This is a genomic window from Lentzea sp. NPDC054927 (assembly GCF_053610285.1).
The window spans coordinates 185139-200573 of record NZ_JBSGXZ010000007.1 but is presented as its reverse complement, the minus strand read 5'-3'; the positions used below and the strand labels follow the sequence as shown (position 1 = coordinate 200573).

Below are 15435 nucleotides of genomic sequence, written 5' to 3'. Positions count from 1 at the left end.
CTCCTGAGCTGCTGCAACGACCAGGAGTAGACGCTGAGCACCGAACTTCGGCTTCCCACCCCGGCGCGCGTCGTCGTACTCGTGTCCGGTTCCGGAACCCTCATGCAGGCGTTGCTGGACGCCGACCTCCCGATCGAGGTGGTCGCCGTCGGCGCCGACCGCGAGAACATCGAGGGCCTCAAGCGCGCCGAACGCGCGGGAGTGCCGCACTTCGCCGTGAAGCTGCGCGACCACGCCGACCGAGCCGCCTGGGACGTCGCGCTGACCGAGGCGGTGGCCTCGTTCGAACCCGACCTCGTGGTGTCCGCCGGCTTCATGAAGATCATCGGACCGGCGTTCCTGGCGCGCTTCGGCGGCCGGATGATCAACACCCACCCCGCGCTGCTGCCCGCGTTCGCCGGCGCGCACGGGGTGCGGGACGCGCTGGACTACGGCGTGCACGTCACCGGATCGACGGTGCACCTGGTCGACGCGGGCGTCGACACGGGGCCGATCCTCGCGCAGGAGGCCGTTGTCGTCGAACCCGATGACACCGAAGAGACCCTGCACGAACGCATCAAGGTCGTCGAACGCCGGCTGCTCGTCGAGACGGTCGGCCGACTCGCCCGTGAGGGCTGCACCGTGAACGGACGAAAGGTGAGCATTCCGTGACGACTCCTGGGACCACTCCTGCCGAGAGGCGACCGGTCCGCCGGGCCCTGATCGGGGTCTCCGACAAGGCCGGCCTGCTGGAACTGGCCACCGGCCTGCACGCGGCCGGAGTCGAGATCGTGTCCACCGGCGGCACCGCGAAGGTGCTGGCCGACGCGGGCGTCCCGGTGACGCCGGTCGAGCAGGTGACCGGGTTCCCCGAGTGCCTCGACGGCCGCGTCAAGACGCTGCACCCGCGCGTGCACGCCGGGCTTCTGGCTGACCTGCGCAAGGACTCGCACGTCCAGCAGCTGCGCGAGATGGACATCGCGCCGTTCGACCTGCTGGTCGTGAACCTGTACCCGTTCACGCAGACCGTCGCGTCGGGTGCTTCCCCGGACGACTGCGTCGAGCAGATCGACATCGGCGGCCCCGCGATGGTGCGCGCGTCGGCGAAGAACCACGCGAACGTCGCGGTCGTCGTCGACCCGGCGCGCTACGACTGGGTGCTGGAGAACGTCCGTGAGGGCGGCTTCACCCTGGCCGACCGTCAGCGCCTGGCCGCGGACGCGTTCCGGCACACCGCTTCCTACGACGTCGCCGTGGCGTCCTGGATGGGCAACGTGCTGGCGCCGGACGACGAGGGTTCCGGCTTCCCCGGCTGGGTCGGCGCGACCTGGAACCGGTCGAACGTGCTGCGCTACGGCGAGAACCCGCACCAGAGCGCCGCGATCTACACGCAGGGCGACGGCCGTGTGGGCCTGGCGTCGGCGAAGCAGTTGCACGGCAAGGAGATGTCGTACAACAACTACCTCGACGGCGACGCCGCGTGGCGTGCCGCGTGGGACCACGAACTGCCCTGTGTCGCGATCATCAAGCACGCGAACCCGTGCGGCATCGCGGTGTCCGAGCTGAGCATCGCGGACGCGCACCGCAAGGCGCACGAGTGCGACCCGGTCAGCGCGTTCGGCGGCATCATCGCGGCGAACCGCGAGGTCACCGTCGAGATGGCCGAGTTCGTCTCGGAGATCTTCACCGAGGTCGTCATCGCTCCGTCCTATGCGGACGGTGCGGTGGAGGTGTTGCAGCGCAAGAAGAACGTGCGCATCCTCGTGGCCGAGGCACCCGTGCGCGGCCGTGCGGAGATGCGCCCGGTGTCCGGCGGTCTGCTGTTGCAGCAGCGCGATGCCATCGACGCCTCCGGTGACTCGCCCGCGAACTGGACCCTGGCGGCCGGCAAGCCCGCGGACGAGAAGACGCTGGCGGACCTGGAGTTCGCGTGGCGTGCCATCCGCGCGGTGAAGTCGAACGCGATCCTGCTGGCGAACGACGGCGCGACCGTCGGCGTTGGCATGGGCCAGGTCAACCGGGTCGACTCGTCGCACCTCGCGGTCAAGCGCGCGGGTGAGCGGGCCAAGGGCGCGGTCGGTGCGTCGGACGCGTTCTTCCCGTTCCCGGACGGCCTCGAGGTGCTGCTGGAGGCCGGCGTGCGCGCGGTCGTGCAGCCCGGCGGTTCGGTGCGCGACCCCGAGGTGATCGCGAAGGCCGAGGAAGCGGGCATCACCCTGTACCTGACGGGTACGCGCCACTTCGCCCACTGATCGTCATCGCTGCCGGGGCCGCCTCGTTCGTTGAGGCGGCCCCGTTCGCGTTCAGAGCTTGGCGACCATCTCCGTGGCCAGGCCTACGGCTGCGGCCTCGAACTCCGCGACGTCCGGCTTCTTGTTGGTGAACACGCCCGCGTCCCAGCCGGAGTACTCGACCTCGACCACGGTGTCGCCCTTGCGCACGATGATCCAGATGTCGGTGAACGCCGACTCGCCCTCGACCAGCACCGCCGTAGCCTGGTCGCCGAGCCCGTCGAGCGGCTTGCGCTGCGGGACGCCCCTGGTGTCCATGTGCTGCGCCACGAGCCGGTCGAAGTCGGTGTTCTCCTGCTCACTGGAGACGTAGACGTCGGTGCTGCGCAGGCCTGTGCCGTCGACGCCCTTGGTCTGGTTCCACGAGCAGATCGTGCGCGTGCCCTTCGCCAGCTTCGTCTCACGCGAGCCGAGCCCGTTCGGGTTGGTCGTGCGGGCCTTGGCGAGCGCGGCCTCCGAGATGTTGCCGCACGCTCCCGGCAGCTTGTCCGAACGCTTGCTGCTGCCGCCGTCGGCGTTGACGTTGAGGTAGAAGGTGAGCGCGGTGATGCCGCCGCCCAGCGCCAGCAGGCCGACGATGATGCCGACGACCAACGGCGCTTTGCTCTTCTTGGGCGGCTGCCGCGGAGGACCCCAGCCCGGCGGAGGTGGCTGCTGCCAGCCCTGCGGTTGCTGCTGCTGCGGCCATCCGGGTGGAGGCGGCGGCTGCTGGTGCCAGCCGTGTGGTGGTGGTTGGTTCATAGCTTCCCCAGTACTTCGTCGAGAATTGCGCGGCTCATCGCCTGAAGCTGCGGCGCGTCGCGTCACCGTTGGTGGTGCGGGCCTCGGTGAGGGTCTCCACGCGCCGTCTCTGGTGTGCTCACCTGGTGGTTCCCCTTCAACCCCGTGGTGATCCGGTCACCGTAGATGACCGTTTGGACGCGTGTGGGCGTGTCCACCAAAAGGGTGACGCTCTGGCATTGACACAGGGGTGCGCTCGCGCGCTACGATCATCTCGTTCGTTCGAACAGGAGTTCGAATAAGCAAGTCGCCGAACTTCCCGCGGCGGCCGTGCACAGGGGTGCGCACGGTCCGAGACGGGAGGTGGGTGGAGTGACCAGGTCGGCAACGGCGTCGTTGGCCGCGCTCGGGGTGAACCCGGCCAGCGAGCTGACCAGCACCACCACCGACCACACCACGGGGCGGGTTCTGCCAGTTCGCGGGGAACTGGCGGGCCTGCTGCCGTGGGGCGGCTTGCGGCGAGGCAGCACGGTGTCGGTGGGCGGATCGACATCGTTGCTGCTCGCTCTGCTGGCGGGTGCGACCGCGGACGGCTGCTGGGCAGCCGTGGTCGGCCTGCCGCAGGTGGGAGTGCTGGCCGCGGCCGAACTCGGGGTCTCGGTGCAGCGGCTGGCACTCGTCCCCCACCCCGGCTCCGATCCCGGCCCGGTGATCGCGGCCCTGCTGGACGGCCTGGACCTGGTGGCCGTCGCCTGCCCACTACCTCCCTCACTGGCGCGCCGGCTGACCGCCCGCGCCCGTCAACGCCGCGCCGTCCTCATCGCTTTCGGCTCCTGGCCGTCGCCCGACGTGGAGCTGGCCGCGGAGTCCGTGCGCTGGAACCCGCTCGACGACGGCGCGGAAACGTTGCGGCGCCAGGAGATCAGCGTGCGCAGCAGTGGCCGCGGCGCGGCAGGCAAGCCGCGGCGGGTGCTGTTGGCGTTCGGCGAGAACGAGATCGAGCTCCCGCTGGTTGCCGGCGAACCGTCCGGGTCCGACGAGCCGGCTGATGCCGGTCCGGACCGGGGCGACGAACTGGCTGCCAAGCGGGCTACAACCAGAGGGCGTCCCGCGTGAAGGATCCCCGTCTCCTCGTGGTCTGGTGCCCGGACTGGCCCGTCGTCGCCGCCTGCACCGCCACCGGCACCGGTCAGCACGTGCCGGTGGCGGTCGTCGACGGCAACGAGATCGTGTCCACCTCGGCCGTGGCGCGCGCCGAGGGGATCCGCCGGGCGATGCGCAAGCGGATGGCCGAGTCGATGTGCCCGGAGCTGATCACCTTCGACCACGATCCGCAGCGCGACGCCAGGTTCTTCGAGCCGGTCGCGGAGGCCGTGGAGGAGATCGCGCCCGGCATCGAGGTCGTGCAGCCCGGTCTGGTCGCGGTGCCGGCGCGCGGGCCGGTCGGGTACTTCAAGACAGCGGAGCTGGCTGCCGAACGCATCGTCGACCACATCGCCGCGCGCACGAACGCCGAAGCCCAGGTGGGCGTGGCCGACAGCCTCTTCGCCGCCACGAAAGCCGCGCACCGCGGCGTGATCGTGCCGCCGAACGAGACCGCGAGGTTCCTCGAACCGTTGGGCGTGCACGAACTCGACGCTCCAGAGCTGGTCGACCTGTTGCGCAGACTGGGTTTGAAGACGCTCGGCGCGTTCGCGGAAGTGCCGGAGAACGCTGTCGCGTCGAGGTTCGGCGGACCGGCCACGAAACAGCACCGGCTGGCGCGCGGGCTGCCGGAACGTCCGCTCGACAAGCGCCGGCCCGCGCCGGAACTCGCCGTGTCGGAGACCTTTGACGAGCCGGTCGACCGCATCGACTCGGCCGCGTTCGCCGCGAAGATCCTCTCGGAACGGCTGCACGAGAACCTCGCCGCCAGAAGTCTCGCCTGCACGCGGCTCGGGATCCACGCGCGCACCGAGAACGACGAGGAGCTCCAGCGGGTGTGGCGGGCCGCGGAACCGTTGACACCACGGGGAATCGCGGACCGCGTGCGCTGGCAGCTCGACGGCTGGCTCACCCGCGAACGCCTCACGTCCGGCATCCGGACGCTCACGCTCGAACCCGTCGAGGTCGTCAACGGCACCGCGTTGCAGCTCGGCTTGTGGGGCCACGACGACGAACGCGCGGTGCGGGCTCTCCTGCACGTCCAGGGCCTGCTCGGGCCGGACGGTGTGCTCACCCCGGTGCTCGACGGCGGCAGAGGACCGAAGGAGCAGGTCAGGCTCGTGCCGTGGGGTGACGAACGGGTGCCGGTCCAGAACCCGGACCACCCGTGGCCCGGCCGGCTCACCAGGGCACCGGCGACGCTCGCCGACGACCCCGCCGAGTTGAAGGACGCGCAGGGTGACGAGGTCGGCGTGACCGGCCGCCTCGAACTCACCGCGCAGCCGAAAAAGCTGACCGTCAAAGGAAAAACGCAGGAGGTCGAGGCGTGGGCCGGTCCGTGGCCGGTCGACGAACGGTGGTGGGCGCCGGATCCGCACCGGGCCGCGCGCATCCAGGTGCAGACGAACGACCAGGCGTTCCTGCTGATCCGCAGGGACCAGAGGTGGTTTCTGGAAGGGGTGTACGACTGATGCAAGACGAGTACTGGGATCTGCTGGAGACCCTGATTCCGTTGCCGCGCAGGGAAGCCGATGGGCTGGAATAACCCGCCGGTCCGCTGGAAGGAGCTGGAACGCGCTCTTTCCGGCAAGCCCTACGAACAGAAACCCGACGGCGGTGACGGTCCGGGGTGGGGAAGACACCGCGACCGGTACACCGCGCCGCCGGGTTTCGAGCTGCGCGTGGACGAGCTCGCGGTCACCCGCAAGCGCGTGCCGTACGCGGAGCTGCACTGCCACTCCAACTTCAGCTGGCTCGACGGCGCGAGCCACCCCGAGGAGCTCGTCGAGGAAGCGCAACGGCTCAAGCTCGACGCCATCGCGATCACCGACCACGACGGCATGTACGGCGTGGTGCGGTTCGCCGAGGCGGCCAAGGAACTCGGGATGCACACGGTGTTCGGTGCCGAGCTCAGCATCGGGCTCGGCAAACCGGCCAACGGCGAACCGGATCCCGAAGGTGATCACCTGCTTCTTCTTGCGCGCCAGCAGAAGGGCTACCACGCGCTGTGCCGCACGCTCACCACCGGTCACCTCCAGAACGACGCGGAGAAGGGCAAACCCGTCTACGACATCGACCAGATCCTGGCGGACACCAAGGGCGAGGTCGTGGTGCTGACGGGCTGTCGCAAGGGAACCGTGCGCAGAGCGCTGGTCAGGGACGGCCCGGAGGCAGCGTTCCAGGAGATCGTCAAGCTCACCGATCTGTTCGGCAAAGGACGCGTCCATGTCGAGCTGACCGACCACGGCCTGCCGGAGGACAGCAAGCGCAACGACCTCCTCTACGCGATGGCGCAACAGCTCAAACTCCCCGTCGTGGCAACGAACGCGGTCCACTACGCGACGGCGAACCGCGGCCGGCTCGCCGCCGCGATGGCCGCCGTGCGCGCGCGAAGCAGCCTCGACGACATGGCCGGGTGGTTGCCGCCGTCGCCGGCCGCGTTCCTGCGCAGCGGTGAGGAGATGTTCCACCGGTTCCGCCGTTTCCCCGGTGCCGTGCACAACGCGGCGTTGCTCGGCATGCAGCTGGCGTTCGACCTGAGGCTGGTCGCGCCGCAGCTGCCGCCGTTCGACGTGCCGTCCGGCCACACCGAGATCAGCTGGCTGCGCAAGCTCACCTACGAGGGCGCGCACCACCGGTACGCGAACTCTGACGACAAGGAGAAGGCGTTCCGGCAGATCGAGCACGAGCTGAAGATCATCGAACAGCTCGGCTTCCCCGGCTACTTCCTCGTCGTGCACGACATCGTGAACTTCTGCAAGGAGAACGACATCCTCTGCCAGGGCAGGGGCAGCGCCGCCAACTCCGCGGTGTGCTTCGCGCTCGGCATCACCAACGTCGACGCGGTCCGGTTCGACCTGCTCTTCGAACGGTTTCTGGCTCCCGCCCGCGACGGCCCTCCCGACATCGACGTCGACATCGAGTCCGACCGGCGCGAGGAGGTCATCCAGCACGTCTACGGGAAGTACGGCCGCCGGCACGCCGCGCAGGTCGCGAACGTCATCACCTACCGCGCCCGTTCCGCGGTGCGCGACATGGCCCGCGCGCTCGGCCACTCGCCGGGCCAGCAGGACGCGTGGAGCAAGCAGATAGACAGGTGGGGCCCTCTCAACACCACCACCGACGACTGCGACATCCCGCGTCCGGTGCTGGAGCTGTCCGCGCAACTGGAGAACTTCCCGCGTCACCTCGGCATCCACTCCGGTGGCATGGTGATCTGCGACCGCCCCGTCAGCGAGGTGTGCCCGGTGGAGAAGGCGCGGATGGACAAGCGCACGGTTCTCCAGTGGGACAAGGACGACTGCGCGTCCATCGGCCTGGTGAAGTTCGACCTGCTCGGCCTCGGCATGCTCTCCGCGTTGCACTACGCCATCGACCTCGTGCGCGACCACGAAGGCGTCGACGTCGACATGGGCAAGATCGACCTGGCGGACCAGCGCGTCTACGCGATGCTGCAGAAAGCCGATTCCGTCGGGGTTTTCCAGGTGGAGAGCCGCGCGCAGATGGCGACGTTGCCCAGGTTGAAGCCGCGCAAGTTCTACGACCTGGTCGTCGAGGTGGCGCTGATCCGGCCCGGCCCGATCCAGGGCGGCTCGGTGCACCCGTACATCAGGCGGCGCAACGAGGTCGAGAAGTGGGACTACGACCACCCGTTGCTGGAGAACGCTCTGCACAAGACCTACGGCGTCCCGTTGTTCCAGGAACAGCTCATGCAGATCGCGGTCGACGTGGCCGGCTTCACCGCCGCCGAGGCCGACGAACTGCGCCGCGCGATGGGTGCCAAACGCTCGACCGCCCGGATGGAACGCCTGCGCGACCGCTTCTACGAGGGCTGTGCCGCGAACGGCATCGACGAGGAACTGGCCGGCCGCATCTACGCGAAGCTGCTGGCGTTCGCCAACTTCGGCTTCCCGGAGTCGCACGCCCTGTCGTTCGCACACCTGGTGTTCGTGAGCGCGTGGTTCAAGCTCTACTACCCGGCGGCTTTCTGCGCGGCCCTGCTCCGCGCCCAGCCGATGGGCTTCTACTCCCCGCAGTCCCTGGTGGCCGACGCCCGCCGTCACGGCGTGACGGTGCACGGGCCGTGCGTGAACTCATCGCTGCCTTGGGCGGGTCTGGAACTCTTCGAGGGCGCGAACGCCGTCCGCATCGGTTTGACGGCGGTGCGCGGGATCGGTACCGCGGACGCCGAGCGAATCGTTGCGGCACAACCGTTCCACGGCATGGAGGACTTCGGCTCGCGCGTGCAGCTCAGCACGGCCCAGGTGGAAGCCCTCGCCACCGCGGGCGCCTTCTCCTGCTTCGGCCTCGAACGCCGCGAGGCGCTGTGGGCGGCGGGCGCGGTCGCCGCGATCCGGCCAGACCGCCTGCCCGGCACCACGGTCGGCGTGGATGCGCCTTCGTTGCCGGGCATGGACGACGTCGAACTGGCGGTGGCGGACGTGTGGGCCACGGGCCTGTCGCCGGACAGCTTCCCGACCCAGTTCGTCCGGTCACACCTGGACTCCCTGGGCGCCCTCCCCGCCGCCGCACTCTCGTCGGTGGAACGCGGAACCCGAGTGCTCATCGGCGGCGCGGTCACCCATCGGCAACGGCCGGCGACCGCGGGCGGCGTCACGTTCCTCAACATCGAGGACGAGACCGGAATGGTGAACGTCGTGTGCTCGCAGGGGTTGTGGGCGCGGTACCGGCGGGTGGCGCGCAGCAGCGGGGCGATGCTGGTGCGGGGCGTGGTGGAGTCGGCGGAGGGCGTGGTGAGCCTGATGGCGGACCGGTTGCAGCACCTCGATCTGCGCATCCCGTCGAAGTCGCGCGACTTCCGCTGAGCTCTCCACCGCAATGTTTTGAAGATTGTTCGATCGCGCTGCGTGATCCATTGGTCACCGCTATGTTCGAGGGCAGCGACATCGAGCACACCTGGGGGAATCGTGCCGCTTGAGCACGTTGAGCTGGCCGAACTCGACGTTCCCGACGATCCGCGAACGTGCGCATTTCGCCGAACTCACGCGTCCCGGCGGCCGTGAGCTGCAACCTGCCGACACGTACGACGCACGGGATCCGAGCGGATTCGTCATCGTCACCGTGAACAAGGACCGCAAGGTGACGAATGTCCGAATTCGGCCGCGATGGTATGAACACCTGCGGCCTGAGCATTTTCCGGCCGCGCTCTACAACACCTATGTGACCGCGGTTCAGCGAGCGTTCGCCGTCGAGTTCGCGCACCGGCCTCCTGACCAGCCGGGCGTACCCGCGTCGGACGCCGGCTTCGTGGATCCCGCCGACCTGTCGCAGGAAGAGTGGGAAGCCAGGACGTCGGCCCGGATCAACGCCATGGCCGACCAGTACGACGCGATCCGCGGCCAGCAGCAGCATCCGAAGCAGCTGGAGGTCACCGACATCCGCAGCCCGCTCGGCTACCTCACCCTGCACATGCGCGCCGGGGGCCCGGTCGCGATCCACGGCGACCCCAGGCGCTGGACAACCCGTCGGACACCGTGCTGTCCGAGGACGCCCTGCAGATGTTCGTGCGGGCGGGCCTCGGGATCGACCTGGGAGAACGACCTCCCGCGCAGCCCCGTGGTGGTGGCGGCAGCGAAACGGACGACGAGTGCTTCTCGGATTTCAACGTGTTGAAGGGGAGGGATTGGAATGGGTAACGATGACTTCAAGGTCGTCACCCAGAAGATCCGCGACGAGGCCAAGATTTGGCAGCAGCGCGTGGAAGACACCAAGCCGATCGTGACCGCGGTGCAGAACACGTGGCTGGCGTCCACGGCGTTCTTCGTGGGTGATCTCGCGACCCTCGGCGTCGGGATGATCAACGCTGACGCGGAATCCAAGCAGTACAACGAATTCCGCACGTTCATCGAAAAACTGCTGACGGGCGCGGGCATCGAGTTCGGCCAGATCGACGCGACCCTGCGAAAGATCGCGGACGAGTACGACCGGACCGAGAGCGTCAACAAGCTCGACCTCGACAAGACTTACCACGTGTAGGAGTTGACCACCCGCATGACCGCCCCTGTCCAGGAAGAACACCTGAACAAGTGCTTCGACGGCCTCGAGGACAAGGCTCGTGGCTGCGCCGACAGCTTCAACAAGGCCGTCCACCACATCAACGACTGGCGGTACCTGCTCGGTCCGGCGATGCTCGTCCTCCGGCCCGCGCTCGACAAGATCCGCGAGTTCATGGACAAGGTCTTCAAGCTGATCAGGACGGCCGTGGACCACCAGCTGCCGGTGATCTCGCTGATCCGGCAGTCCTTCAAGTGGCTCAGCGACGTGCAGCAACCGGTGAACAATCTCGTCCACACCAAAACCCACCTCGCCTACGAGTGGGAGGGCGAGGCCAGCACCGCGTACCAGGACAAGGTCATCGCGCAGAACGACGCGATCATCGCTGTCGGGACCAAGGCGGACATGGTCAGCAAGTGGCTCATGGACATCGCCAAGTACAACGTCGAATACATGGTCAACCTGGCCCAGATGGCGACTGACTTCCTGGGCGCACTCGTCGGAGCCGCCGTCGAGGCCGCGACCGTCGTCGAGATCCCGTTCGCCGTGGACGCGCTGGCGGGTGCCATCGGAGACCTCGTCGGCAAGTGGCTGGGAACTCTGGTGGCCATCGCCAACCGGTTCATGGAGGCGCTCGGCAAGGTGCGTGACCTCATGAGCCAGATGTCCGACCCCAAGTTCAAGAACGAGACCTGGCCGCAGGCGGTGACCGGATGAGGCCACGCCGGATCATCGGGGTGGCGATCACGACTATGGCCCTCGCTGGTGGCTGCACCGCCACACCGGTGCCCACTGTCACTTACAGCAGCGCCCCGGTACCGACCACCACCCCGGCCCCAGGCCCGGTCAAGTACGCCTCCGCGAGTTTCCGGAGTTGTCCGGAAATCCAGCAGAAGGTTCCCGGCCTGCCGCCCGCGCTGAAGGCCGAGCCGATCCGCGGCTCCGACGAGTTCGGGCTGACGTGCACCTTCACCACGTCGGAGAACGACGACGTGCCGATGATCACCTTGGACGTGGCCCTCTACGAGAACCGGCACGACTCCTCCGGCGTGGAGCGCGCGAAGTTGGGGTTCACCAACAGCAAGCAGGCGGGTGCGGAGAAGGACACGAGCGTGAACCTGGGGTCAGACGCCCGCTGGGCTGATCCCCGCGATGGCCCCAGCTGTCGGCTGGAGATCCTCGACGAGAACGTGGTGATGATGACGAGGTACAGCAACGGCGGCAAGAAGCTGGACCCGCGCAGCGAGGAGTGTCGCCGGCTCGCCCGCGACGTGACGAAGCAGCTCTTCGACGCGATTCAGCCGTAGTACCCCCGGCAGGAGTCGAACCTGCGTCTCCGGCTTCGGACGCCGGTGTCGTGTCCGTTGGACCACGAGGGTGTGGCGGAGGATGCAGGATTCGAACCTGCGCGACGCTCGCGCGCCGACGACCGTTTTCGAGACGGATGCCTTACCGGACTCGGCCAATCCTCCTCAGGACGCGGAGGGCGCGCGGGTCGAACGCGCGCCGGGCGTGCTGCCCGGACCACGGATTAGCAATCCGGTGCCTTACCACTCGGCCAGCCCTCCTTAGTCCTGCGTTATCAGTGCGCCCGAAAGCGCATTTCAGTCCGATGCCCGCGAGTCGAACGCGGTGTGTCCTCATCCCAAATGAGGTGGGTTGCCGTCTCCCTCGCACCGGTCAGCACCCCTGCCAGGAGTCGAACCTGGACCTCGGCGTTCGTAGCGCCGCACTCTTTCCATTGAGCTACAAGGGTAAAATTAAATCGCGAAATAGAGAGAGCCGCCCTGCTCGGTTTCCCGAGGGGCGGCTCCCTGTGCGTGACGTCTACGCCACTACAAGGAGCTCACCTGCGAAAACGGTCGCGATGACGGTCGCGCGAAGCTGACGCTGCTGAAGCGTCGGCGCTGCGGCTGGCTCGTCATGGCGTTACCCCTTCGGCTCGTGGTGTGGTCCAAGTATTACGGGCGGGCAGGCTCGTCGTCAATCATTTATTCAGGGGCGTTCGTAAGTCATGAACGAAACTCCGCTCTCGAACAGTCGTGCATCGGTGCGCTTGAACGTCGTGATGTCGGCTTTTCCGTCGAACAACGGGATACCGCGCCCGAACACCACCGGGTGGATCTTCAGCAGCAGTGTGTCGATCTGCGGCAGGAGTTCGGCGGCCAGCTTGCCGCCGCCGCACAGCCAGATGTCGAGGCCGTCCTCTTCCTTCAGCTCCCGCACGCGCCCTGCCACGTCCTGGCGGATCACCGCGACGTCGTGCGGCGTGTCGATCAGGGAGGACGACGCCACGAACTGCCGCAGGTGTGCGTAGGGCGAGGCCAGTCCGCCAGGCACCTGGTAGGTGTGGCGGCCCATCAGCACCGTGTCGAACTTGGTGTTCGGCGTGTCCGCGAACCCGAGGGCCTCGCGGAACTGGGTGGGCAGCGTCTCCGGGTAGTGGGCGTTGATGCCGGCCATGTGATCGCCCTCGAAGATGAACCCGTCGAAGGTCCCGTCCTCCGCCGCGATGAAACCGTCCAGCGTGACGGCCACGTAGTAAACGAGCTTTCGCATGCAGATCATCCCCTCAGAACCAGTTCAACCACGACAACTGTAGTACTATGGCTGTAGTGGTTGCAAGGAGGAAGCGTGGCGAAGAACGAAGCTAGGCGTACGCAGCTGCTGGACGCGGCGATCGACGTCCTGGCCGAGGAAGGTGCGCGGGGGCTGACCTACCGCGCGATCGACGCGAAGGCGGGGGTGCCGGCGGGCACGGCGTCGAACTACTTCGCGAACCGCGACGACCTGATGTCGGAGGTGGCGACGCGGGTGCACCAGCGGCTCATGCCGTCGGACGAGTCGGTCGCGGAGTCACTGGCGATGCCCAGGGACAGGCGGCTCACGCTCAAGTTCATGCACGACATCATCAAGCGGGCGGACGCCGACAAGGCCTGCTACCTCGCGATGATGGAGCTGCGGCTGGAGGCCACCCGAAGGCCCGACCTGCGCACCGCGCTCACCAAGACGATCGCCGACAACCTCGACTTCAACATCACGTTCAACGAGGAGTCGAAGCTGCCCGGCGACCGGATGACCGTCGTCTCGCTGTACTTCGCGATGACGGGGTTGATCTACGAACGGCTCACGCTGCCGGACGTGGTGGCGCCCATGGACCTCGACGAACTCATCGAGGTCCTGGTCGACCGCGCCATCGGCTAGCGACTCAACGGACCGCCGGTGATCGTCAGCGCCACGGCGATCACCACGACGCCCAGCGTCGAGTAGAGGAACGCGTCCATGCCACGGCCGCGGATCTTGATCAGACCTGCCTGCTCGTCGCTCACCAGGATCCGCAGCACGGCCGCGACCAGCAGTGACACGCCCAGCAGGACCGCGCCCTGGCGCCAGTGGTACTGGAAGATCCGCACCAGCCCGAGCGCGCTGATCCCGAGCACCAGCGCGAACGGCAGGTGCTTGCCGGGACCGGAGCGCCAGCGCTGTTCGGACATGAGCGCCTCGGCGTCAGACCGCTGCATTGGCGCGCTCGGCGGCTTCGACGGTGTTGGTCAGCAGCATCGCGACGGTCATCGGGCCGGAACCGCCGGGCATCGGGGCGAGCCAGCCGGCGACCTCGCGGACGTCCGGAGCCACGTCGCCGACGAGACCCGCGTCGGTGCGGGTGATGCCGACGTCGATCACCGCGGCGCCCGGCTTGACCATGTCCTTGGTGATCAGGCCCGCGCTGCCGGCGCCGGCGATCACGATGTCCGCCCTGCGCACCTCGGCCGCGAGGTCCTTGGTGCCGGTGTGGCACAGCGTCACGGTGGCGTTCTCGGTGCGGCGGGTCAGCAGCAGGCCGATCGGGCGGCCGACGGTGACGCCGCGGCCGACCACGGTGACGTTCTGGCCGGCGATCGGCACGTCGTAGCGGCGCAGCAGCTCCACGATGCCGCGCGGCGTCGCGGGCAGCGCGGCCTCCTCGCCGAGCACGAGCTTGCCCAGGTTGACCGGGTGCAGGCCGTCGCCGTCCTTGCGCGGGTCGATCCGCTCCAGGATCGCGTTCGCGTCGAGGTGCTTGGGCAGCGGCAGCTGGACGATGTACGCGGTGACCTCGGGGTTCGCGTTCAGCTCGTCGATGACGGCCTCCAGCTCCTCCTGCGTCGTCTCCGCGGGCAGGTCGCGGCGGATCGACTTGATGCCGACCTTCGCGCACGCCGAATGCTTGCCCTTGACGTACGAGTGCGAGCCGGGGTCGTCGCCGACCAGCACGGTGGCCAGACCGACCTGGACCGGCAGCGCGGCGACCCGCACCTTCAGGTCCTCGAACAGCGCGTCCCGGGTTTCCTTGCCGTTGAGCAGCGTCGCAGTCACGCCTTCATCCTCCCATTGGGCAGCGCCGCGATGCCCACCGACACCAGCGTCAGCACGACGCCGATCACCGTCGGCAACGCCAGGTGCCCGCTCAGTCCGTCCAGCAGCACTGCCCCGATGAGCTGTCCGCTGACACCGCACAGCCCGACCATCAACACGCCGATGAACCGCACGGACACGATCGCGCCGCCCACCCCGACGATGCCGAGCAAGCCACCGAGGTAGAGCCACCAGGCGGACGGGAACGCGCCCGGCACTCCGCCCCACGCCACCGCGTTGACCAGCGACAACGCGGCGGTGCCCACGGTGAAGTTGACCAGGATCGTCGCCACGGAGTTCGCCGCGGCCTCGCGCACCAGTCCGTTCACCGCCTGCTGCCAGCCCATCAGCAGGCCCGCGATCAGCGGCAGCACCGCGAGCCACAACGCGCCCGGCGACGTGAACTGGTGCGACACGGCGACCGTGACGGCGATAACACCGACGACGGCTCCAGCGACACGAGTGGATGTGAACGGTTTCGGCTTGCCCGGCCCGACCCCGAGTCGGTCGATCACCATGCTGCTCACGACCTGTCCGATCACGACCGAGACCGTGAACACCGCCACACCGATGGTCGCGACCGCGAGCCCCTGTGAGCCCACCAGCACGGCGCCGCTGATGCCTCCGACGCACTCCCACCACCGGATGCGCCGTTGCCTCAACGCGTCGCGCAACCGCGCCAGCCCGTCCCGTCCGGACTGTCGCGACAGGACGACCACCATCAGCACCAACCAGCCGCCACCGAACGAGATCAACGCCGCCAGCAGGCCGTTGTGCAACGACTGGGCCAGTGATCCGTTGACTCGCGCCTGGACCGCGATGGCCACGCCACCGACCGCCGCCAGCAGACCGCCGGTCACCTGCGCGGACCGTGACAAAAGCTCCTCCAGCC

At 68.3% G+C, this 15435-nt stretch carries 15 protein-coding genes and 4 tRNA genes; 10 read left to right on the top strand and 9 right to left on the bottom strand.

Annotated elements, in window-relative coordinates; translation table 11 throughout:
• Positions 1-33: 33 nt before the first annotated feature.
• Together purN and purH are read left to right on the top strand one after the other, a co-directional pair.
• Complete coding sequence (gene purN, locus ACWGE0_RS14235) at positions 34-651, top strand: phosphoribosylglycinamide formyltransferase (RefSeq protein WP_319967593.1); 618 nt, start codon at positions 34-36, stop codon at positions 649-651.
• Positions 648-2231 (top strand): bifunctional phosphoribosylaminoimidazolecarboxamide formyltransferase/IMP cyclohydrolase, encoded by a 1584-nt coding sequence (purH, locus tag ACWGE0_RS14230; protein WP_452261318.1) that lies wholly within the window; start codon positions 648-650, stop codon positions 2229-2231. The genes purN and purH overlap by 4 nt, the downstream gene beginning before the upstream one ends.
• Positions 2232-2282: 51 nt before the next feature.
• On the opposite strand, the gene ACWGE0_RS14225 is transcribed toward purH, so the two are convergent.
• Positions 2283-3011: a hypothetical protein gene (locus ACWGE0_RS14225; RefSeq protein ID WP_452261317.1), complete on the bottom strand. Its 729-nt coding sequence runs from the start codon at positions 3009-3011 to the stop codon at positions 2283-2285.
• Positions 3012-3362: 351 nt separating this feature from the next.
• On the opposite strand from ACWGE0_RS14225, the gene ACWGE0_RS14220 reads away from it, so the two are divergent.
• The 7 genes from ACWGE0_RS14220 (at position 3363) to ACWGE0_RS14190 (ending at position 11455) form a co-directional block, all read left to right on the top strand.
• On the top strand, positions 3363-4106 hold the full coding sequence (locus ACWGE0_RS14220; protein ID WP_452261316.1) for a hypothetical protein: 744 nt from the start codon (positions 3363-3365) through the stop codon (positions 4104-4106).
• The gene (locus ACWGE0_RS14215; protein WP_452261315.1) at positions 4103-5605 is read left to right on the top strand and encodes a DNA polymerase Y family protein; all 1503 of its coding nucleotides are present in this window, start codon (positions 4103-4105) and stop codon (positions 5603-5605) included. Before ACWGE0_RS14220 ends, ACWGE0_RS14215 begins: the two co-directional genes overlap by 4 nt.
• A gap of 60 nt (positions 5606-5665) precedes the next feature.
• A complete protein-coding gene (locus ACWGE0_RS14210) occupies positions 5666-8959 on the top strand; it encodes an error-prone DNA polymerase (RefSeq protein WP_452261314.1) in 3294 nt (1097 codons plus the stop codon).
• Positions 8960-9068: 109 nt separating this feature from the next.
• Positions 9069-9767, top strand: a complete 699-nt coding sequence (locus ACWGE0_RS14205) for a hypothetical protein (RefSeq protein WP_452261313.1) — start codon at positions 9069-9071, stop codon at positions 9765-9767.
• A gap of 15 nt (positions 9768-9782) precedes the next feature.
• Positions 9783-10130, top strand: coding sequence for a hypothetical protein (locus tag ACWGE0_RS14200; protein ID WP_452261312.1), 348 nt, complete (start codon positions 9783-9785; stop codon positions 10128-10130).
• Between the two features lie 15 nt (positions 10131-10145).
• Positions 10146-10865: a hypothetical protein gene (locus tag ACWGE0_RS14195; RefSeq protein WP_452261311.1), complete on the top strand. Its 720-nt coding sequence runs from the start codon at positions 10146-10148 to the stop codon at positions 10863-10865.
• A complete protein-coding gene (locus ACWGE0_RS14190; protein WP_452261310.1) occupies positions 10862-11455 on the top strand; it encodes a hypothetical protein in 594 nt (197 codons plus the stop codon). Before ACWGE0_RS14195 ends, ACWGE0_RS14190 begins: the two co-directional genes overlap by 4 nt.
• Here ACWGE0_RS14190 and ACWGE0_RS14185 read toward each other — a convergent pair.
• From ACWGE0_RS14185 to ACWGE0_RS14165, 5 genes are all read right to left on the bottom strand, one after another.
• Positions 11456-11527 (bottom strand) — tRNA-Arg (locus ACWGE0_RS14185).
• Position 11528: 1 nt separating this feature from the next.
• Positions 11529-11620 (bottom strand) — tRNA-Ser (locus tag ACWGE0_RS14180).
• A gap of 8 nt (positions 11621-11628) precedes the next feature.
• Positions 11629-11716, bottom strand: a tRNA-Ser gene (locus ACWGE0_RS14175).
• 116 nt (positions 11717-11832) lie between these two features.
• Positions 11833-11904: transfer RNA gene (locus tag ACWGE0_RS14170), tRNA-Arg, on the bottom strand.
• 239 nt (positions 11905-12143) lie between these two features.
• A complete protein-coding gene (locus ACWGE0_RS14165) occupies positions 12144-12707 on the bottom strand; it encodes a dihydrofolate reductase family protein (protein ID WP_452261309.1) in 564 nt (187 codons plus the stop codon).
• A 75-nt stretch (positions 12708-12782) separates the two neighbouring features.
• Here ACWGE0_RS14165 and ACWGE0_RS14160 point away from each other — a divergent pair, with 75 nt between their 5' ends.
• Positions 12783-13352, top strand: a complete 570-nt coding sequence (locus ACWGE0_RS14160) for a TetR/AcrR family transcriptional regulator (RefSeq protein ID WP_452261308.1) — start codon at positions 12783-12785, stop codon at positions 13350-13352.
• Here the strand turns inward: ACWGE0_RS14160 and ACWGE0_RS14155 are convergent.
• From ACWGE0_RS14155 to ACWGE0_RS14145, 3 genes are read right to left on the bottom strand one after another with little or no spacing between them, the layout of a single operon-like run.
• Positions 13349-13642, bottom strand: coding sequence for a DUF3017 domain-containing protein (locus ACWGE0_RS14155; protein WP_452261400.1), 294 nt, complete (start codon positions 13640-13642; stop codon positions 13349-13351). The genes ACWGE0_RS14160 and ACWGE0_RS14155 overlap by 4 nt on opposite strands.
• A 13-nt stretch (positions 13643-13655) precedes the next feature.
• Positions 13656-14504 (bottom strand): bifunctional methylenetetrahydrofolate dehydrogenase/methenyltetrahydrofolate cyclohydrolase, encoded by an 849-nt coding sequence (locus tag ACWGE0_RS14150; protein ID WP_319967470.1) that lies wholly within the window; start codon positions 14502-14504, stop codon positions 13656-13658.
• A complete protein-coding gene (locus tag ACWGE0_RS14145) occupies positions 14501-15403 on the bottom strand; it encodes a DMT family transporter (protein WP_452261307.1) in 903 nt (300 codons plus the stop codon). The genes ACWGE0_RS14150 and ACWGE0_RS14145 overlap by 4 nt, the downstream gene beginning before the upstream one ends.
• Between the last annotated feature and the right edge of the window lie 32 nt (positions 15404-15435).